The 19,875-nt window shown below is 67.2% G+C and carries 21 protein-coding genes; 14 read left to right on the top strand and 7 right to left on the bottom strand.

Features of this window, described 5'->3' with window-relative positions:
- Position 1 precedes the first annotated feature (1 nt).
- The 14 genes from AC07NY_RS18840 (at position 2) to AC07NY_RS18905 (ending at position 11,749) form a co-directional block, all read left to right on the top strand.
- On the top strand, positions 2 to 760 hold the full coding sequence (locus AC07NY_RS18840; protein WP_494585100.1) for a biotin--[acetyl-CoA-carboxylase] ligase: 759 nt from the start codon (positions 2 to 4) through the stop codon (positions 758 to 760).
- Positions 761 to 872: 112 nt separating this feature from the next.
- A complete protein-coding gene (locus tag AC07NY_RS18845) occupies positions 873 to 2,543 on the top strand; it encodes a ribonuclease J (RefSeq protein WP_494585101.1) in 1,671 nt (556 codons plus the stop codon).
- A gap of 33 nt (positions 2,544 to 2,576) precedes the next feature.
- Positions 2,577 to 2,981, top strand: a complete 405-nt coding sequence (gene mce, locus AC07NY_RS18850) for a methylmalonyl-CoA epimerase (protein WP_047575196.1) — start codon at positions 2,577 to 2,579, stop codon at positions 2,979 to 2,981.
- Between the two features lie 5 nt (positions 2,982 to 2,986).
- A complete protein-coding gene (locus AC07NY_RS18855) occupies positions 2,987 to 3,379 on the top strand; it encodes a RidA family protein (protein WP_494585102.1) in 393 nt (130 codons plus the stop codon).
- The gene (locus AC07NY_RS18860; RefSeq protein WP_492283442.1) at positions 3,376 to 3,606 is read left to right on the top strand and encodes a DUF1467 family protein; all 231 of its coding nucleotides are present in this window, start codon (positions 3,376 to 3,378) and stop codon (positions 3,604 to 3,606) included. Before AC07NY_RS18855 ends, AC07NY_RS18860 begins: the two co-directional genes overlap by 4 nt.
- 387 nt (positions 3,607 to 3,993) lie before the next feature.
- Positions 3,994 to 4,629 (top strand): DUF1062 domain-containing protein, encoded by a 636-nt coding sequence (locus tag AC07NY_RS18865; protein WP_494585103.1) that lies wholly within the window; start codon positions 3,994 to 3,996, stop codon positions 4,627 to 4,629.
- Between the two features lie 459 nt (positions 4,630 to 5,088).
- Positions 5,089 to 5,640 carry a peptidylprolyl isomerase gene (locus AC07NY_RS18870; RefSeq protein ID WP_494585104.1) on the top strand — a complete coding sequence of 184 codons (552 nt, stop codon included), beginning with the start codon at positions 5,089 to 5,091 and terminating at the stop codon, positions 5,638 to 5,640.
- 45 nt (positions 5,641 to 5,685) lie between these two features.
- Positions 5,686 to 6,330 (top strand): cell envelope integrity protein TolA, encoded by a 645-nt coding sequence (tolA, locus tag AC07NY_RS18875; RefSeq protein ID WP_494585105.1) that lies wholly within the window; start codon positions 5,686 to 5,688, stop codon positions 6,328 to 6,330.
- Complete coding sequence (locus AC07NY_RS18880) at positions 6,330 to 6,800, top strand: peptidylprolyl isomerase (RefSeq protein WP_293806363.1); 471 nt, start codon at positions 6,330 to 6,332, stop codon at positions 6,798 to 6,800. Before tolA ends, AC07NY_RS18880 begins: the two co-directional genes overlap by 1 nt.
- 101 nt (positions 6,801 to 6,901) lie before the next feature.
- Positions 6,902 to 7,999: a tRNA preQ1(34) S-adenosylmethionine ribosyltransferase-isomerase QueA gene (queA, locus tag AC07NY_RS18885; RefSeq protein ID WP_494585106.1), complete on the top strand. Its 1,098-nt coding sequence runs from the start codon at positions 6,902 to 6,904 to the stop codon at positions 7,997 to 7,999.
- A 70-nt stretch (positions 8,000 to 8,069) separates the two neighbouring features.
- Complete coding sequence (locus AC07NY_RS18890; protein ID WP_494585107.1) at positions 8,070 to 8,732, top strand: tetratricopeptide repeat protein; 663 nt, start codon at positions 8,070 to 8,072, stop codon at positions 8,730 to 8,732.
- Between the two features lie 82 nt (positions 8,733 to 8,814).
- The gene (der, locus tag AC07NY_RS18895; protein WP_494585108.1) at positions 8,815 to 10,212 is read left to right on the top strand and encodes a ribosome biogenesis GTPase Der; all 1,398 of its coding nucleotides are present in this window, start codon (positions 8,815 to 8,817) and stop codon (positions 10,210 to 10,212) included.
- A gap of 13 nt (positions 10,213 to 10,225) precedes the next feature.
- Positions 10,226 to 11,323 (top strand): NAD(P)/FAD-dependent oxidoreductase, encoded by a 1,098-nt coding sequence (locus AC07NY_RS18900; RefSeq protein WP_494585109.1) that lies wholly within the window; start codon positions 10,226 to 10,228, stop codon positions 11,321 to 11,323.
- A 15-nt stretch (positions 11,324 to 11,338) separates the two neighbouring features.
- Entirely contained in the window at positions 11,339 to 11,749 is a 411-nt protein-coding gene (locus tag AC07NY_RS18905) for an NUDIX hydrolase (protein WP_494585110.1), read from the top strand.
- 6 nt (positions 11,750 to 11,755) lie between these two features.
- Here AC07NY_RS18905 and AC07NY_RS18910 read toward each other — a convergent pair whose 3' ends face one another.
- From AC07NY_RS18910 to rplI, 7 genes are all read right to left on the bottom strand, one after another.
- Positions 11,756 to 12,496 (bottom strand): SDR family NAD(P)-dependent oxidoreductase, encoded by a 741-nt coding sequence (locus AC07NY_RS18910; protein ID WP_494585111.1) that lies wholly within the window; start codon positions 12,494 to 12,496, stop codon positions 11,756 to 11,758.
- Positions 12,497 to 12,655: 159 nt separating this feature from the next.
- Positions 12,656 to 14,128 (bottom strand): amidophosphoribosyltransferase, encoded by a 1,473-nt coding sequence (gene purF / locus AC07NY_RS18915; RefSeq protein ID WP_492283432.1) that lies wholly within the window; start codon positions 14,126 to 14,128, stop codon positions 12,656 to 12,658.
- Positions 14,129 to 14,173: 45 nt separating this feature from the next.
- Positions 14,174 to 14,788 carry a CvpA family protein gene (locus tag AC07NY_RS18920; RefSeq protein WP_492283431.1) on the bottom strand — a complete coding sequence of 205 codons (615 nt, stop codon included), beginning with the start codon at positions 14,786 to 14,788 and terminating at the stop codon, positions 14,174 to 14,176.
- A 107-nt stretch (positions 14,789 to 14,895) separates the two neighbouring features.
- A complete protein-coding gene (gene radA, locus AC07NY_RS18925; RefSeq protein ID WP_494585112.1) occupies positions 14,896 to 16,296 on the bottom strand; it encodes a DNA repair protein RadA in 1,401 nt (466 codons plus the stop codon).
- 159 nt (positions 16,297 to 16,455) lie between these two features.
- Entirely contained in the window at positions 16,456 to 17,583 is a 1,128-nt protein-coding gene (gene alr, locus AC07NY_RS18930) for an alanine racemase (protein ID WP_494585146.1), read from the bottom strand.
- Positions 17,583 to 19,070 (bottom strand): replicative DNA helicase, encoded by a 1,488-nt coding sequence (locus AC07NY_RS18935; RefSeq protein WP_492283429.1) that lies wholly within the window; start codon positions 19,068 to 19,070, stop codon positions 17,583 to 17,585. The genes alr and AC07NY_RS18935 overlap by 1 nt, the downstream gene beginning before the upstream one ends.
- Positions 19,071 to 19,287: 217 nt before the next feature.
- Positions 19,288 to 19,851: a 50S ribosomal protein L9 gene (gene rplI, locus AC07NY_RS18940; RefSeq protein ID WP_494585113.1), complete on the bottom strand. Its 564-nt coding sequence runs from the start codon at positions 19,849 to 19,851 to the stop codon at positions 19,288 to 19,290.
- Between the last annotated feature and the right edge of the window lie 24 nt (positions 19,852 to 19,875).

Genomic DNA, 19,875 nt, shown 5'->3' on the forward strand with positions numbered 1-19,875 from the left:
CGTGCTCGGTGAGGCCGCCCGCGCCGCGGGCTATCGTTTGATCGTCCGCGATGAGGTCGGCTCCACCATGGAGGAGGCCCGTCGCGCGCTCGATCAGGGCGAGCCGGGCAGGCTTTGGATCGTCGCCCGCAGCCAGAATTCCGGCCGTGGCCGCCACGGCCGGCAATGGGGCTCGCCGCCCGGCAATCTCTACGCCAGCCTGCTGCTGACCGATCCATGCGAGCCGGCCCTGGCGCCGCAGCTCGGCTTCGTCGTGGGGCTCGCCCTGCACGATGCCGCCGCGAAGCTGCTCGGCCCGGCCGCCTCCGGCCTCAGGCTGAAATGGCCGAACGACCTGCTGCTCGACCGCGCCAAGACCTCAGGCCTGCTGCTGGAGGGCGAGAGCCGGGCAGGGCGCTTCAACGTCATCGTCGGCTGCGGGGTCAACATCGCCTCCTGCCCGACGGATACGCCCTATCCGGCGACCTTCCTGAAGGCCGCGGCGCCGCAGGCCAATGTCGAGGCCATGCTGACCGGCCTGAGCGATGCCTTCGCCCAGCGCTTCGCCGTCTGGTCGCAGCCCGGCGGCTTCGGGCCGACCCGCGCCGCCTGGCTGGAACGCGCCGCCTTCCTTGGCGAGACCATCACCATCCGCCTGCCTGAAGGGCCGCTCACCGGCATCTTCATCGGTCTCGATCCGACCGGGCGCCTCGAACTCGAAACAGAAGCCGGCCGCCGCATCATCGATGCCGGCGACCTCTTCTTCGGCCCGCCCGCCTGATCGTGCGACCCCGCTCGACCTCCGTCGATCTGGAGGCGGCCCTTTGGGCATGCTAGGGCTCGTTGCCATCACGCGGCATTAGATCAAGCCATTGCCAGAATCAGGATTGCCAGTGACCCGCTCCAGCGACCAGCTCGTCTTCGTTCCCCTCGGCGGCCTCGGCGAGATCGGCATGAACGCCGCTCTCTACGGCTTCGGGCCCGAGGGGCGACGAAAGTGGATCCTGGTCGATTGCGGCCTGTCCTTTGCCGGGCCGGAGGCGCCGGGCGTCGATATCGTGCTGCCCGACCTGCGTTACATCATCGAGGAGCGGGCGAACCTCCTCGGCATCGTCATCACCCATGCCCATGAGGACCATATCGGCGCGCTCGCCGCGCTCTGGCCGTCCCTGCGCGCGCCGGTCTACTGCACACGCTTCGCCGCTGGCCTCCTCGCGACGCGCCGCCTCTCCGAACCCGGCGCGCCGAGTGTCGAGCTCAATGTCGTGCCGCAGGGCGGGGCGATCACGCTCGGCCCCTTCGACATCGAGTTCGTGCCGGTGGCGCATTCGATCCCGGAATCGAACGCGCTCGCGATCCGTACGCCGGCCGGTCTCGTCGTCCATACCGGCGACTGGAAGATCGATCCGACCCCGCGCGTCGGCCTGCCGACCGACGAGAAGCGCCTGCGTGAGCTTGGCGACGAGGGGGTTCTGGCGCTGGTCTGCGATTCGACCAATGTCATGCGCGACGGCACGAGTCCAAGCGAGGCCGATGTCGCCGCCAAGATGAAGGAACTGGTCGCCTCGGCGCCGGGGCGCGTCGCCGTCACCACCTTCGCCTCCAATGTTGCGCGCCTGCGCGCCGTCGCGGAAGCCGCGATGGCCAACGACCGCGAGGTCGTTGTCGTCGGCCGCGCCATGGACCGCGTTATCGATGTCGCGCGCGAATGCGGCTATCTCGACGGCATTCCCGGTTTCCGGCCGGTCGATGCCTATGGCTACCTGCCGCGCGACAAGGTCGTGGCACTGGTCACCGGCAGTCAGGGCGAGCCACGCGCCGCGCTCTCGCGCATCGCCTCGGACGACCATCCCGAGATCGCGCTCTCGCCCGGCGACCGCGTGATTTTCTCGTCGCGCACCATTCCCGGCAACGAGAAGGCTGTCGGCAACATCCTGAACGCGCTGGCCCGCGACAAGATCGAGATCATCACGGACCGGACCCATCTGGTCCATGTCTCCGGCCATCCGCGCCGCGAGGAGATGGCCCGGCTCTATGGCTGGTTGAAGCCGCAGATCGCGATCCCCGCCCATGGCGAGGACCTGCATCTGGCCGAGCACGAAACCTTCGCCCGCAGCCTTGGCGTGAAACATGTCCTGCGCGCCGGCAATGGCGACGTCGTCGCGATTTCGGCCGAGGGCGCCCGCAAGGTCGACGAGGTCCAGCATGGCCGGCTCTACCAGGATGGCTCGCTGCTGGTGAACGCTTTTGAGAAGACGATTCAGGAGCGCCGCCGCCTGTCCTTCGCCGGCATCGTCTCGATCGCGGTTGCCATCGACGAGAAGGGCGGCATTGCCGGCGAGCCGGAGATCGCCGTGCTCGGCCTGCCGCCGCGTACCCTCGGCGGCATCGATTTCGACGAATTCGTCGCCGATACGGTCGGAGACCTCCTCGACAATATCCCCAAGGCCCGCCGCCGCGACCCCGAGGCGCTGCGCAATGCGCTGGAGCGCGGCGTCCGCAGTGCGGTCAACGAGGAGTGGGGCAAGAAGCCGCTGGTGCATGCGCTGGTGGTCGAGGTGTAGAAAGGCAGCACGGCCACGCCGGAGAGGATGAAGATGATCGGACGCCTGAACCACGTCGCCATTGCGGTGAAGGACTTGGAAGCCTCGACGGCGCTCTATCGCGACACGCTGGGCGCACGCGTTTCCCAGCCGCAGGCCGAGCCGGAGCACGGCGTCACCGTCGTCTTCGTCGAACTGCCCAACACCAAGATCGAGTTGCTGGAACCGCTCGGCGCCGACTCGCCGATCGCGAAGTTCCTGGAACGCAATGCCGATGGTGGCATCCACCACATCTGCTACGAGGTCGACGATATCCTCGCGGCGCGTGATCGCCTGAAGGCGCAAGGCGCGCGCGTGCTCGGCTCCGGCGAGCCGCGCATCGGCGCCCATGGCAAGCCGGTGCTGTTCCTGCACCCCAAGGATTTCCTGGGCACGCTGGTCGAGCTTGAACAGGCCTGACGACGATGACCGACATCGCATTTCTCGGCCAGCCGGAAGCCGGCTCGCCGCGTCCCTTCAGCGCCGCCACCGTCGCGGGTGGGCTCGTCTTCGTCTCCGGCCATTCGGCGCCGCATGACCCGGCGCGCGGCATCCATCGTGGCGAGACGCCCGCCGAGGAGGTCCGCAATGCGCTCGGGCGTGTTGCCGAGATCCTGGCCGAGGCCGGGAGTTCGCTCGATCGCGTCGTCCAGATGACGATGCTGATCACTGACCCCGCCGACTACGCCGCCTGCAACGCCGAATACGTGAAGCATTTCCCCGTCGGCCTGCCGGCCCGCCATACCGCGCGCTTCGGCGTGCCGACCGAGGCGAAGGTTGCCTTTTCCTGCATTGCGCTCGCGGGGAAGGCGGCATGAACGTCGTCGGCGGCCTCGCCCTCTATTTCGTGATCTGGTGGATCACGCTCTTCGCGGTGCTGCCCTTCGGCATCCGCAGCCAGGAGGAGGCGGGTGATGTCGTGGCCGGCACGGAGCCGGGCGCGCCCGTGCTGCCGGGCCTGCTGAAGAAGGCCGTCATCACCTCGCTGATCGCGGCGGTGATCTTCGCCGGCGTCTGGTATGTCTGGGTGACCTACGACATCTGAAGCCGCCTCACGCAGGGTTGGTTTAGCGCGACGTTGCAGAATTATCCCATGTCGCGGTTCTTCCCCCTTCGGGCCGCGCAGGGCTCCCGTCGAAGCGGATCGCCTGCTATGGCTGGCGTCGAAGAGCATTGGCGCGTCGAGGTAGGCTTTGCCTAAGTAAGTCCGGTCTCAATCCAGTTCACCCGTACGGCCGATGGCGCTCCGCCATCGGCGTATGAATACGTTCGTCGGGTGGTGGCGAGAGACCGGTTTGGCATTGTTCCACCGTGCCAGTGCAGCCTCCGCTGTCTCTGCTCTTCGACCACCTGAAGCACCGCCACACCGCGCCCGACAAGGGGTTCTCACGCGCCATCTTGGTGAACTTCCGCATGGAAGACCAAGACTGCTATGTGCGCGAAACTTCGGGTCCGATGGACCATCACGCCGCAAATCCCTCCCCAGCCCTGGATCACCTGTAATGGCTGCGGTGGGCCGAGAGCCTTCCGCGCCAGCGGAAAGGCGAGGCTCAACGCCAATGGCCGCAGTCTCGATGCCTGGCTGATCTACAAATGCATCGATTGCGACAAGACCTGGAACCGTCCGATCTTCGAGCGGCGGAACATCCGCGACATCGAGCCCCGCATTCTCGCGGCGCTTCAGTCCAACGACCCGCTCTGGCTTCAGGCGGAGGCGTTCAATCTCGACGCCTTGCGGCGCAAGGCGCAGCGGATCGACGAGTTCCCGGAACGCGATATCGCCAAGGATATCCTCTGCGAAACGCGCGACTGGACGCATCTGGAGATCGAACTGAAGGTTCCGCTTCCGTCGAGCGTGCGCCTCGACCGCTTGCTGGCCTCCGAACTGGAATTGTCGCGCACGCAGCTTCGCGTGCTCCACGAGCAGGGCGGGCTTTGCATTGCTTTGGGGCACGCCGACAGCCTGCGGCGACGGGTCAAAGCCGGCAGCCTTGTCGTGCTCGACCTGACGGCGGAGGCCGGAAGGGAGCAACTCTGGCGGTCTAGGGCAGCAGGGATTGCATGTTGAAGATGATCACGGGGGCTGGTTCGCGCCTCCGTGGTTCCATGGCCGAGCTTCATCTCGGCTTACAGCGGGGAGTGTTCAAAGTAGCGGCTCAAGGTACCGCCCAAGAAAAAAGGCAAGGCCGATGCCTTGCCTTTGGTAGTCCGCTTTTACCGCTGCACCGGCACACGTCTCAGAAAGCGTGCGACTCATTTTGCAAGGCGGGCGTTTGTTCCTCCCAAGACCTGGTCCGCAGCGCTTCGACTGGCGAGGCGCTCCCAGCACCGGAAGGATTAGCCGATTGTGACGGCGCTGTCATCAGTTTAGGCAGCGTCAGCCTGGAATTTTTGCAAGATTAGTCTCCATTGCACTTGTGCAGTGCAGCAAGGGCAGCAGGCTGGCCGACTTGGTGCCTTGTTCCGGCCAAAGGATAGGGCTATCGACCGGCATCCGCCGGGCTCGCCGGCGGCCATGGAGATTTTCATGCTGCGCAGCTCGCTCGCCGCCATTGCCGTCGTCGCCTCGCTCGGTTTCGCCCAGGCACAGACGCCGAAGCCCGATCCCGAGAACACCGTCATCCTCGAGACCAAGGACGGCCCGGTGACGATCCGCCTGCGGCCGGATCTGGCGCCGAAGCATGTCGCCCAGATCAAGGCGCTGGTGAAGCGCGGCTTCTATGACGGCATCGCCTTCCATCGCGTCATCGACGGCTTCATGGCCCAGACCGGCGATCCGACCGGCACCGGCACCGGCAAGTCCGACCTGCCGAACCTGCCCGCCGAATTCACCCCAACGCCTTACACGGCCGGCTCGCTCGGCATGGCCCGTTCGTCCTCGCCGGATTCGGCCAATTCGCAGTTCTTCATCTGCTACGAGGGCTGCGGCTCCCTGACCGGCCAGTACACGCTGTTCGGCGAGGTCGTCTCGGGTATGGACGCCGTGCGCAAGATCAAGAAGGGCTCCAGCGCCAATAACGGCCAGGTCAGCGGCCCCGACAAGATCGTCCGCATGCGCATGCAGGCCGACGCAAAGTAAGAGCCGGCGCGCTTGCGCGTGGGGCGAGCCGGGGAGGGTACGGCGATGGTTCGGACGGCCCTGATCGGGATCGCCCTGGCGCTCAGCCTGAGCGGGGCGTTCGCGCAGGATACGCGCGATCTCGGCCTGCCGCCGCCCTCCGGCTCGCAGAATCCGGTCCTGCCCCCGCCTTCGGGCTCGCAGAACCCGATCCTGCCGCCGCAGAGCGGCCAGCGCTACAATCCCGGGATTGGCGGCCCCTTCACGGGCGGCGACATTCCCGGCCTCGATCAGCGTGGGCTCGGTGCGCCGCGCCCGCTGCGCGGTGGCGGCGAGATCGGCCTGATCGGGTCGATCACGCCCGATAGTCCGCGTGACGGAACCGAAACGGTCGATCGGCTCGACGAGATCGCCCCGGCCATCCAGCGCTGCTGGAACCCGCCGCCATTGCCCGGCGACCTGACCGGCGCGATGGTCTCGCTCCGCTTCAGCCTGCGCCGCGATGGCAGCCTCTTCGGCCAGCCTCGCGTCACCTGGGAGACCAAGCGCGGCGATGCCGAGTTCCAGCAGCGCTTCAGCGACTCCGCCGTCGCCGCCATCCGCTCCTGCACGCCGATGAGGTTGTCGGCGGGCCTCGGAGCGAGTATCGCGGGGCGACCCTTCACCATTCGCTTCCACGGCCGCACGCGGCTCAATGAAAGGCAGACCTGATGTCGCTGGATCCCGAGAACACCATCGTCATGGAAACCACCAAGGGCAAGGTGGTGATCAAGCTGCGTCCCGACCTTGCGCCGGGCCATGTCGAGCGCATCAAGCTGCTCGCCCGCGAGGGCTTCTATGACGGCATCGTCTTCCACCGCGTCATCGACGGCTTCATGGCCCAGGTCGGCTGCCCGCACGGCACCGGCACCGGCGGCTCGAGCTATCCGGACCTGAAGCAGGAATTCAACGCCGAGCCGCATGTCCGCGGTATCTGCTCGATGGCCCGCGCCCAGAACCCGAACTCGGCCAACAGCCAGTTCTTCATCGTGTTCGACGATGCCCGCTTCCTCGACAAGCAGTACACCGTCTGGGGCGAGGTCGTCGAAGGCATGGACAATGTCGACAAGATCAAGCGCGGCGAGCCGGTGCGCGACCCCGACTCGATCGTCTCGATGAAGGTGATGGCCGACGCGGCCTGACCTTCGATACTTTGAGGCGAGCCCTCATCCCGGGACGCGAGCGGCGCTCGCGGCCCGTCGGGTGAGGGCTCGTTGCGTTTTGCGGGAAGGACGTTCCGACCGTGGATGTCGATCTCTTCGATTTCGACCTGCCCGAGGATCGTATCGCGTTGCGGCCCGCGAGCCCGCGCGATGCGGCGCGGCTGCTCGTGGTGCGCCCGGACGCGACCGAGCCGCTGGAAGATCGCGGCATCCGCGACCTCGTCTCGCTGCTTCAGCCCGGTGACGCGCTCGTCCTCAACGATACCCGCGTCATCCCGTCCCGCCTGCGCGGGCGGCGCTATCGCGGCGCGGATTCGGCGCGTATCGAGATCATGCTGCATAAGCGTGAAAGTGAGGATCGCTGGCTCGCCTTCGCCCGGCCGGCCAAGAAGCTGGCGCTTGGCGAACGCGTGGTTTTCGATTCGGAAGCCGCCAGCAATGCTTGCGAGCTTGGCCGCCTGCAGGCCGAGGTCATCGCCAAGGGCGAGGGCGGCGAGGTCGAGCTACAGTTCAGCCTGACCGGCGCCTATCTCGACGAGGCGATCGCGCGGCTCGGCGAATTGCCGCTGCCGCCCTATATCGCCGGCAAGCGCCCCACCGACAGCGCCGACACCGCCGACTACCAGACCAATTTCGCCCGGAAGGACGGCGCCGTCGCCGCCCCGACCGCAGGGCTGCACTTCACGCCGGAACTGCTGGCGGCATTGGACGCGCGCGGCGTCAGCCGGCATTTCGTCACGCTCCATGTCGGCGCGGGCACCTTCCTGCCGGTGAAGGCGGGTGATACCGACGACCACCGCATGCATGCCGAATGGGGCACGGTCTCGCCCGAGACCGCCGCGGCCCTCAACGCCGTCAAGGCGAAGGGCGGGCGCATCGTCTGCGTCGGCACGACCTCGCTGCGCCTGATCGAGAGCGCAGCAGTCGAGGATGGCACGATCCGGCCCTTCTCGGGCGATACGGCGATCTTCATCACGCCGGGGTACCGCTTCCGCGCCGTCGACCTGCTGATGACGAATTTCCACCTGCCGCGCTCGACGCTGTTCATGCTCGTCTCCGCCTTCTGCGGACTCGACATGATGAAACGGGCCTATGCCCATGCGATAGCAGCGAATTACCGCTTTTATTCCTATGGCGACGGCAGCTTGCTGTTTCGGGCGGCCCCGGCGAAGGCCTGAGATGCCGATCCGGCTCGCATTCCCGGCTTGAAAATGCTACCGGGCTCCCAACAGGGATTTTGACAGTCAAATGGCCGATATTTTTCGCGAGATCGATGAGGAAGTCCGCCGCGACAAGGCAGCGGAACTCTGGAAGAAATATGGCTGGGTGATTTCCAGCCTCGCCGTGCTGGCGGTGCTGGCCGTTGCTGGTTGGCAGTTCTGGCTGCATCGCGAGAATCAGGCCTCGCAGGCCGTCGGCGCGCGCCTCGAAGCCGCGCTGAAATCCTCGCGCGACGGCGACGCCACCCAGGCCGAGACCATCCTGAAGGAGCTCTCGGCGACGGCGCCGGCCGGGTATCGCCTGATCGCCCGCTTCCGCCTCGCCGCCGAGACGGCCAAGCGTGATCCGGCCGCCGGCGTGACCGCCTTCGATGCGCTCGCCAACGACGCCTCGCTCGACCAGACCTATCGCGACCTCGCCAAGCTGCGCGCCGGCATCCTGCGCGTCGATCTTTCCCCCTATGCGGAGGTCAAGGCGGCGCTGGAGCCGCTTGCGACTGCGCAGGGTGTCTGGCGCCACACGGCGCGCGAATTCCTCGGCATCGCCGCGCTCAAGGCCAATCTCTTCGAGGATGCCGGACGCTGGTTCGATGCCGCGATCACCGATCCGCAGGCGCCGCAGGGCCTGCGCCAGCGCGTCGAACTCTATCTCGCCCTGGTCCGTGGCGGCCCCGTCACGGTGAAGAACTGAACCGGAGCCTCGCTCCAATGGCGCCGCCGCCCCGGTCTTTCGCTTCGGCGGCCGGGACGACGGCGAAAATGTGTGAAATCTGATGACAGCCATCGTCGCCCTGATCGGGCGCCCCAATGTCGGCAAGTCGACGCTGTTCAACCGGCTGGTTGGCAAGAAGCTCGCGCTGGTCGACGACCGGCCGGGCGTGACGCGCGACCGCCGCGAGGGTGATGCCACCCTCGGCCATCTCCGCTTCAAGGTGATCGACACCGCCGGCCTCGAAGAGGCCGACAAGGATTCGCTCGCCGGCCGCATGCGCGCCCAGACCGAGACCGCGATCGCGCAGGCCGATGTCGTGCTCTTCATGATCGATGCCCGCCTCGGCATCACGCCGATGGACCAGCCCTTCGCCGATCTGGTGCGCCGCTCCGGCAAGCCGGTCATCCTGCTCGCCAACAAGGCCGAGGGGAAGAAGGGCACCGACGGCATCATCGAGTCCTACGGGCTCGGCCTGGGCGATCCCGTGCCGTTCTCGGCCGAGCATGGCGAGGGCACCTCGGACCTGCTCGAGGCGCTGATGCCCTTCATCCCCGACGAATCCGAGGATGAAGACGAGGAAGCGGCCTGGACCGACGTTCCCGCGGCCGATTCGGACGGCGAAGAAGATATCGATCCCGATCGCCCCTTGCGTGTCACGATCATCGGACGTCCGAACGCCGGCAAGTCGACGCTGGTCAACCGGATGATCGGCGAGGAGCGGATGCTGACCGGTCCGGAGGCCGGCATCACCCGCGACACCATCTCGGTCGACTGGGAATGGCGCGGCCGCAAGGTCAAGCTCTTCGACACCGCCGGCATGCGCAAGCGCGCCCGCATCGAGGAGAAGCTGGAGAAGCTCTCGGTTGCCGATTCGCTGCGCGCGATCCGCTTCGCCGAGGTCGTGGTCGTGCTGCTCGACGCGACCATCCCCTTCGAGAAGCAGGACCTGACGCTGGTCGACCTGACCGAGCGCGAGGGACGCTCCGTCGTGATCGGCCTCAACAAATGGGACCTCGTCGCCGACAAGCAGGGCCTGCTGGCCGAGCTCAAGGAGAAGGCCAACCATCTGCTGGCGCAGGTGCGCGGCGTGCCGATCATCCCGCTCTCCGGCCTCGCCGGCGAGGGCATCGACAAGTTGATGCAGGGCGTGTTCTCGGCTTATGGCGTCTGGAACCGCCGCGTCTCGACCGCGCGGATCAACCGCTGGCTCGAAGGCGTGCTCTCGGCCCATCCGCCCCCGGCCGTGGCCGGCCGACGCATCAAGATCCGCTACATGACGCAGGCCAAGGCCCGGCCGCCGACCTTCGCGCTGTTCGGCAACCAGCTCGACCATCTGCCGGTCTCCTACACGCGCTATCTCGTCAATAACCTGCGGGATGCTTTCGAGCTTCCGGGCACGCCGATCCGCCTGCATCGTCGCGGCGGCGCCAATCCCTATGACAAGGAGCGCAAGGGCTGATGAGGCAAGGGGCATGAGGATTGCGGTCGTCGGCGCCGGTATCGCCGGGCTTTCCACCGCCTGGTCGCTGAACAAGCGCGGGCATGAGGTGACGCTGTTCGAGCAGGCACCGCAGATCCCCAACCCCTATGCGGCCTCCGGCGACCAGCACCGGATCATCCGCAGGGCCTATGGCGGCGCCGACGGCTATGCCCGCACCATCACCGAGGCCTTCGAGGCCTGGGGTGAGCTTTGGGCCGATCTCGGCAGGCAGCATTACGCGCCTTGCGGCGTGCTCGGCATCTCCCAGACCGAGGGCGACGAGGGCGAGGAGTATCGCGAGGGCCTTGACCGCATGGCCTCGCCCTACGCGCTTTACGACGCGGCCGAGACCGCCCGGCGCTATCCCTTCATCGACGCTGCGACCATCCGCTACGCCTATCTCAGCCCCGAGGGCGGCGCGCTCTTCCCGGCGCGCATCGCTGCCGACATGGTGCGCCTGCTGCGCGAGCGCGGCGTCACCTTGCGCGAGGGCGCGGCGGTCATTTCGATCGATCCCGAGAGCGGCCGCATCGTCCTTGCCGATGGCGAGGCGGCGAGCTTCGACCGCATCGTGGTCAGCTCCGGCGCCTGGGTGCTGAAGCTCCTGCCGAAGCTTGCGGACGTGCTGACGACCTATCGCACGGCCGTTGCCTATCTCGCCACGCCAGATGACCTGAAGGCCGCCTGGGAGGCGGCGCCGGTCATCGTCGATGTCGGCGGCTCGGTCGATGGCTATGTCCTGCCGCCGGTCGATGGCACCGGCCTCAAGGTCGGCGCCGGCGTGCACAAGCGTCCGCGCCAGCCCGACGAGGAGCGCGAGCCGCGGGCGGGCGAGGGCGAGCAGATCCGCGATTATTTTGCGCCGCCCTTCGCGCGCATCGGCGAGTACCGCGTCGAGCGCGTCGTTACCTGCGCCTATACCTTCACGGCGGACCGCAAGTTCCTGTCGCGGCAGATCGGGCGCGTCACGGTGGTCTCGGCCTGCTCCGGCCATGGCTATAAATTCGGCGCGGCCGTCGGCCGGCGCGTCGCGGCTGCCGTCGAGAGCGGCGATCAGGCCGGCCTGCTGCGCTGGCTGCGGGCCGAGTAGCGATTGCGGGCGCGCATGCTCGAAACCGTCAGCGCGCTTTTCGTCGATGCCGATCGGAAGGTCCTGCTCGGCCTGCGCGCGGTCTGGAAGCAGGCCTGGCCCGGCCATTGGGATGCGATCGGCGGCCGCGTCGAGCCCGGCGAAGCGCTGGAACAGGCCCTGCTGCGGGAATGTCGCGAAGAGGTCGGGCTGACGCCGACACGCTATGAGCTGGTGCTGTCGGAAGCCGAGCGCTTTCCCGAACGCTACGGCGCTGCGCTGCACCACATCTATGTCGTCAGCGCCTGGGAAGGCGGAGCGGCCGTCAATCTCGTCGACGAACACGACGAGATCCGCTGGTTCCGCCTGGACGAGATGGCGGCCCTGCCGAACCTCACCATTCCCGATCTGATCACGCTGGTGCAGGCCGCGCTGGCGCGCGGCTGAACGGCCTCAGACCGGCAATTGCGGGGTCAACACCTTGCCCTGCGGGAAGTCGAAGATCTTGCCGCTCTCACTCCAGTCGGGCGAAGCCAGCTTCACCAGATGCGGCGCCAGCTCCTCCGGCGTCTTCAGCGTCTCCGGGTCTTCACCCGGCATCGCCTCGGCCCGCATCTTGGTGCGCAGCGGCCCCGGATTGACCAGCATGAGCTTGACTGGCGTCGTCGCCGTCTCGGCCGCATAGGTGCGCCCCAGAGCCTCCACGGCGGCCTTGGAGACCGAATAAGGGCCCCAATAGGCCGTGCACTTATGAGCGGCGCCTGAGGTCATCAGCAGCACGCGGCCGGCATCGGAGGCGCGCAGCGCCGGGTCGAGCGCCTTGAGCAGGCGCCAGTTGGCGGTGACGTTGATGTCGAGGACCTTGGCCCAGTCCTTCTCGGTGACATGGTCGAGCGGGCTGAGCGAGCCGAGCACGCCGGCATTGGCGAGCAGGATGTCGAGCTTGCCCCAGCGCTCCGCTACGGCATGGCCGAGCTTCTCCAGCCCGCCGGCATCGGCGAGGTCGAGCGGAACGAGGGTCGCGCTGCCGCCGATCGCGACGATCTCGTCGTCGAGCTCCTCGAGGGCTCCGGCGGTGCGGGCAAGCGCAATGACATGCGCGCCCGCTTCGGCGAAGGCCAGCGCCGCAGCACGGCCGATGCCGCGCGACGCGCCGGTGACGAGCGCGACGCGCCCCTTGAGCGATTGGGTCATGGTGAGAGTTGCCCCGCTTCCCCTACGCCGTCATCCCGGACAAGCCGCGATAGCGGCGCCGATCCGGGATCCATTCCGGAGCGCTGCCGATGAAGGTTCAGGCATGGATCCCGGGTCGGCGCTGCGCTTGCCCGGGATGACAGCCCGTCCGTGAAAAGATCAGCCGGCTTCGGCCAGCAGCGAGATCTGCTGCTTGGCGCTCTCGCCGACCATGTCGGTCAGCGAGGTCGGGTAGTCGCCGGTGAAGCAATGGTCGGTGAATTGCGGCCGGGCCGGGTCGCGGCGCTCATGGCCCATCGCCCGATAGAGACCGTCGACCGAGATGAAGGCCAGCGAATCCGCGCCGACGAACTGGCGCATCTCCTCCAGCGAATGGGTCGCGGCGAGCAGCTTCTCGCGGTCGGGCGTGTCGATGCCGTAATAGTCGGGATGGGTGATCGGCGGCGAGGAGATGCGGAAATGCACCTCCTTGGCGCCGGCTTCCCGCATCATCTTCACGATCTTGAACGAGGTCGTGCCGCGCACGATCGAATCATCGACCAGGATGATGCGCTTGCCCTCGACCACCGAGCGGTTGGCCGAATGCTTCAGCTTGACGCCGAGCTCGCGGACCTTCTGCGTCGGCTCGATGAAGGTGCGGCCGACATAGTGGTTGCGGATGATGCCGAGCTCGAACGGGATGCCGCTGGCCTGGGCATAGCCCAGCGCCGCCGGCACGCCGGAATCCGGCACGGGCACGACGACGTCGGCCTCTGTCGGCGCTTCCTGAGCCAGCACCGCGCCCATCGCCTTGCGGCGCTCATAGATGCTGCGGCCCTTCACGATGGAATCCGGGCGGGCGAAATAGATGTACTCGAAGATGCAGGGGCGCTCCGCCACGGGCGGGAACGGCTTGTGGCTCTCGATCCCGGCTTCGGAGATGATCACGACCTCGCCGTTCTCGACCTCGCGGATGAACTTGGCGCCGATGATGTCGAGCGCGCAGGTCTCGGAGGTCAGGATCGGGCAGCCATCGAGCTCGCCGAGCACGAGCGGGCGGATGCCGAGCGGGTCGCGGGCGCCGATCAGCTTCTTGTTGGTGATGCCGACGAAGGCATAGGCGCCCTCGATCTGGCGGATCGCCTCGATGAAGCGGTCGACGAAGTTCTGCTTGCGGCTGCGGGCGACGAGATGCAGCAGCACCTCGGTATCCGAAGTCGATTGGTAGATCGCGCCGTCGCGGACGAGGTTGCGGCGCAGCGTCAGCCCGTTGGTCAGGTTGCCGTTATGCGCGACGGCGAAACCGCCGCCATGCAATTCGGCGAAGAGCGGCTGGACGTTACGCAGGATCGTCTCGCCGGTCGTCGAATAGCGGACATGGCCGATCGACTGCTTGCCCTTGAGCTTGTCGATGACGCTCGCTTCCGAGAAGGCGTCGCCGACGAGGCCGAGCCGGCGCTCCGAATGGAAGCGCTTGCCGTCGAAGGAGACGATGCCGGCCGCCTCCTGGCCGCGGTGCTGCAGCGCATGCAGCCCGAGCGCGGTCAGCGCCGCAGCATCGGCATGGCCATAGATGCCGAAGACGCCGCATTCCTCCCGCAGCCGGTCGGCATTGGGGTCGAAGGCGTCGTCACGTCCGGTTTGCGAGATCATGTCGCGCTCCACACAGGGGGCTTGAGCTGTCGTTCTACGCGCTAATTAGGGACGGGCTGGGGCAGGTGCAACCGGTGCCGGCGTCGCGGGGCTGCGCGGCTCCTCCGCCGGGGCCTCAGTGCCTTCCTCCGGCTTCCGCTTCTTGAGCACGTTGTTGACGATGACATTCAAGTCCTGCGGCAGCATCGCTTGCAGCGAGCGGCCGGTTTCTTCGAGGATCGGTGTGGCCTTAGCGTCCTTGGCCCAGGCCGGCAGCTTCTCGTTGCCGACCAGCGCGGTGAAGAACAGATAGCCGATCACCGCCAGCAAAAGGCCGCGCGCCGCGCCGAAGACGAAGCCGAGCGTGCGATCCAGCGCGCCGATGCGCGAATCCAGCACGAAATCGGAGATACGGGCCGTGATCAGCGAGACGACGATCAATGTGCCCAGGAAAAGCGCCGCGATCGCGGCGACCAGCGCGATCGTGTCCTGCGCCGAGCTTGCCGGAACATACTGCTTGATGAAGGGCACGAGCTGCGGGTGGAACACCCAGGCCACGGCCGCCGCGGCGATCCAGGAGGCAATCGCCAGCACTTCGCGCGTGAAGCCGCGCACGGCTGCGAGCAAAGCCGAGATCAGAACCACGCCGATGACGACGAGATCGAGAATGGTAACAGGCATTGGGAGGGCCGCTTTGCTGTGGTCAGGTGCCGACCGGCCGGAGGCAGGGCGGCCGTTTCGGCTTTGCTATACGCGTTCCGGGGCTTTCAGTCACCCTTCGGGCGAAGTCATTTCACATCTCTGCGAGGTGCCCGCGCAGCGATATCGGCAACGAGTTCCGTGACATGGCCGAAACGGCGCAGGTTCAGGCCGTTGCCGTCGCCATGATCGGCACCGCCGGCCGGCATCAGCGCGGCCTCGAAGCCGAGCTTGGCCGCTTCCCGGAGGCGCGCTGCCGCGACCGCAACCGGCCGAATCGCGCCGGAGAGCGCGATCTCGCCGAAATAGACCGCTTCCTGCGGCAAGGTCGCGCCGCTGAGCGACGAGACCAGCGCCGCGGCGACCGCGACATCGGCCGCAGGCTCGTTGACGCGCAAGCCGCCGGCGACGTTGAGATAGACGTCGTGCTGGCCGAGCCGCAGGCCGCCATGCGTTTCGAGCACGGCGAGCACCATGGCGAGCCGGCTGTTCTCCCAGCCGACGACGGCGCGCCGCGGCGTGCCGAGCGCTGTCGGCGCGACCAATGCCTGGATCTCGACGAGGACCGGCCGAGTGCCTTCCATGCCCGCGAAGACGGCGGCGCCCGGCGCCGGCTGGTCGCGGCCCGCAAGGAAGAGCGCCGAGGGGTTGGTGACCTCCGACAGGCCCTTGCCGGTCATCTCGAACACGCCGATCTCGTCCGTCGCGCCGAAGCGGTTCTTCTGGCCGCGCAGGATGCGGAAGGAATGCGCGCCTTCGCCTTCGAAGGAGAGCACGGCATCGACCATGTGCTCGACCACGCGCGGGCCGGCGATCTGCCCGTCCTTGGTGACATGGCCGACGAGGATCAGGCAGACGCCTGATGTCTTGGCATAGCGGATCAGCGCCTGGGCCGAGCCGCGCACTTGTGTCACCGTGCCCGGCGCGCTCTCGACCTCGCCGGACCACATCGTCTGGATCGAATCGATCACAACGAGGGCAGGGCGCTCGCCCTGACCGAGCGTCGCGACGATGTCCTCGACATTGGTCTCGGCCGCGAGATCGACAGGCGCTTCCGCCAGCCCCATCCGTTCGGCCCGAAGCCGGACCTGCCCGGTCGATTCCTCGCCCGAGACATAGACGACGCGGCGACCGCCCATGGCCAGCGCCGCGCAGGCCTGCATCAGCAATGTCGACTTGCCGATGCCGGGATCGCCGCCGATCAGCAGCACCGAGCCCGGCACGAAGCCGCCGCCGGTGACGCGATCCAGTTCCCCGATGCCGGAGACGATGCGCGGCGCATCCTGCGTCTCGCCCTTCAGCGTCTCCAGCGCGAAGACACGGCCGCGCGGGCGTCCACCGGATGAGGGCCGGCCGCCGCCGGGAACGGGCGCAGCCTGCGCATCCTCGACCAGCGAGGACCATGTCCCGCAGGCGTCGCACTTGCCCTGCCAGCGGTGATAGACCGCGCCGCAGGCTTGGCAGTGATAGGTCGGACCGCGCTTGGCCATCGCTACTTTGTCATTCCGGGGCACGGCGTAGCCGTGAACCCGGAATCCACGATCGCGCGCGAGCTTTGCCGAGCGCCGTCAAAGCCGCTCACCCGGTCGTGGGTTCCGGGTTCTTCGCTGGCGCGAAGCCCCGGAATGACAAGGGGATTTATCACGGCCTCAAAGCCCCAAATAACGCCGGTGATAGCGGCGGCCGAGGCTGGTCAGGATCTCGTAGCCGATCGTCTTGGCGCCGCCGCCGACGGTCTCCAGATCGAGTGGGCCGCCGATCAGGGTGGCGCTCGCGCCACGCTTGGCCGCATCGGCCGGGGCATTGGTCACGTCGATGATGATCAGGTCCATCGAGACGGAGCCGACGAAGGGGCAGGAGACGCCCTCGATCAACACGGAGCCGCCGGTCGTGCTGTCGGTCCAGCTTCCGTTGCGTGGATAGCCGTCGGCATAACCGAGGCAGATCGTCGCGAGCTTGCGCTTGCCCTTGGCGGTCCAGCGCCCGTTATAGCCGACCTGCGTGCCGTCCTCGACCTCTCGGGTCTGGATGATCGTCGCCTCCAGACCCACGACCGGCTTCATCGGGTTCGGCTGCCCCGGCGTCGGGTTGCCGCCATAGAGCGCATAGCCCGGCCGGGTGAGCTGGTAGGACGGGCAGTCCTTGAGGAAATGCCCGGACGAATTCTTGAGCGAGGCCGGCACTTCGGGCAGGGCCGCCGCGATCTCGGCGAAGGCTGCGATCTGGCGGGCATTGGCCGGGTCGGTCTCGACCTCGGACGAGGCGAAATGGCTCATCACCAGCCCGATTCCCGCTGCCGCGATCACGCCCGAGCGCTCGCGGGCGAGGTTGAGACCCTCGCCGGGCCAGAGGCCGAGCCGGTTCATCGCCGTGTCGACATGCAGCGCCGCCGGCCGGACCTGCGCGCCCGTCTGCCGGAACGAGGCCCATTCCAGCAATTCCTCATGCGAGCCCAGCACCGGCGACAGGCCATGCGCGGCGAAGGTTTCGGCCGCGCCGGGCAGCAGCCCGTTCAGCACATAGATCGTCGCGTCCGGCGCGACCTTGCGGGCCCGGATCGCTTCCGAAATATGCGCGACGAAGAAGCTCTTGCAGCCGGCCTTGGCGAGCGCGGTGACGGCCGGTTCGATGCCGATGCCATAAGCGTCCGCCTTGACCACCGCCCCGGCTTCAGTGCCGGCGCGCTTGCCGAGCAGGCGCCAGTTCGAGACCAGCGCGTCGAGATCGATGGTGAGCGTCGCGCCGTAAGCGGCGGAATCTGGCAGGTCGGCAGGCATCATTCACGGTCCGGCAGGCGCATCTCATCGGCGCGGTCGGAGAAGCGTGTCACATCCGCGTCGAACTGCAAGGCCACCGCGCCGGTGGGGCCGTGGCGCTGCTTGCCGATGATCAGTTCGGCGACGCCGTGCATGGCCTCCATCTCGATCTGCCACTTGTTGTGCTCTTCGGTGCCGGGGCGCGGTTCCTTGCCCTTGAGGTAATATTCCTCGCGATAGACGAACATCACCACGTCGGCGTCCTGCTCGATCGACCCGGATTCGCGCAGGTCCGAGAGCTGCGGGCGCTTGTCGTCGCGATTCTCGACCTGACGCGAGAGCTGCGAGAGCGCGATGATCGGGACGTTGAGCTCCTTGGCCAGCGCCTTCAGGCTGGTCGTGATCTCGGTCAGCTCCTGCACGCGGTTCTGGCTGTTCTTGGACGAGCCGGAGAGCAGTTGCAGGTAGTCGATGAACAGGACGTCGAGGCCCTTCTGGCGCTTGAGGCGCCGGGCGCGGGCCATCAATTGCGCGATCGAGATGCCGCCGGTCTGGTCGATATAGAGCGGCAGTTTCTCGATCTGGGCGGCGACGTCGGTCAATCGAGCGAAATCGCCTTCGGTGATGCGGCCCTGCCTGATCTTGTAGGAGGAGATGCTCGACTGCTCGGCGACGATACGGGTCGCGAGCTGGTCGGCCGACATTTCGAGCGAGAAGAACCCGACGATGCCGCCATCAACGCTCTTGATCGAGCCGTCTTCCTGCCGCTCGCCGCGCCAGGCCTTGGCGATGTTGAAGGCGATGTTGGTGGCAAGCGAGGTCTTGCCCATGGCGGGGCGCCCGGCGAGCACGAGCAGGTCCGAGCGCTGCAGGCCGCCCATGCGCTGGTCGACGTCGCGCAGGCCAGTCGAGATGCCGGAGAGGCCACCGGCGCGCTGATAGGCGCTCGCCGCCATGTCGATGGCGAGGCGCAGCGCCCCGTCGAATTTCTGGAAGCCGCCCTCGTAGCGGCCCTTTTCGGCGAGCTCGTAGAGCTTGCGCTCGGCATCCTCGATCTGCTCGCGCGGCGCCATCTCGACCGGCGCGTCATAGGCGACGTTGACGAGGTCCTCGCCGACGCCGATGAGCTGGCGGCGGATCGCGAGGTCGTAGACCGTCCGGCCGTAATCGGCGGCGTTGATGACCGTCGTCGCCTCGGCCGCGAGGCGGGCGAGGTATTGGCTCGGCGTGATGTCGCCGAGATCGAGGTCGTTGACGAAGGTCTTGAGCGTGATCGGCGTCGCGATCTTGCCGGCGCGGATCATGCTCGACGCCAGCTCGTAGATGCGCTGGTGGATCGGCTCGAAGAAATGGTCCGGCTGCAGGAAGTCGGAGACGCGGTAGAATGCGTCGTTATTGACCAGGATCGCGCCCAGCAGCGCCTGCTCGGCCTCGATATTGTGAGGCTGGACGCGGAATTCCGCCTCGCGGTTGTCGAGGCGGGCGACGAGAGCTGTAGCGGTGGCCATGGCCGTCCCGATAAATCAATGCTGGGTGAATTCAAGCCGACAATCAGCCGCGCAGGCTTGCGGCTTGGCGAAGCTGATTCGGGCAGAGAACTACCTTAACATTCTGACAATCGGTGCCAGCATCTCCCGGTTCCATCCACGCCTTTGCACAGGCTCCAAAATGAAAAAGGCGCCGTGTTGCCACGGCGCCCTTGACTCGATTCGGGAGTGATAAGGCTCAGAGCTCGACGTCGCCGGCCTCGGCCAGCGCCGCACCGACCTCGAGGCCGAGATCGTCGAGATCGAACTTCTCCTGGGTCGTGACGTTCTCGCCGGCGGCCTGGCGATGAGCCTCTTCAGCCGAGCGGGCGATGTTGACGGTGATCGTGACCGAGACTTCCGGGTGCAGCACGACCGGAACGGTGTGCAGGCCGAGCGTCTTGATCGGGGTGTTCAGCGTCACCTGGCCGCGCGAGACGTTGAAGCCGTCCTTGGTCAGGGCCTCGGCGATGTCGCGGGTCGAGACCGAACCGTAGAGCACGCCGGACTCGCCCGACTGGCGCAGGATGGTGACGCTCTGGCCGTTCAGGCGCTCGGCGACGGCGTCGGCTTCCGACTTCAGCTCGAGGTTGCGGGTCTCGAGCTCGAGCTTCTGGCTCTCGAAGCGCTTCTTGTTGTCCTCGGTGGCGCGCAGCGCCTTGCCGCGGGCGAGCAGGTAGTTGCGGCCGAAGCCGTCGCGAACCTTCACGATGTCGCCCATCTGGCCGAGCTTGGCGACGCGTTCGAGCAGGATCACTTCCATGGGTCTTCTCCTTGTTTTTGTCTT

This window comes from Allobosea sp. GW821-FHT09G06 (genome assembly GCF_059416005.1).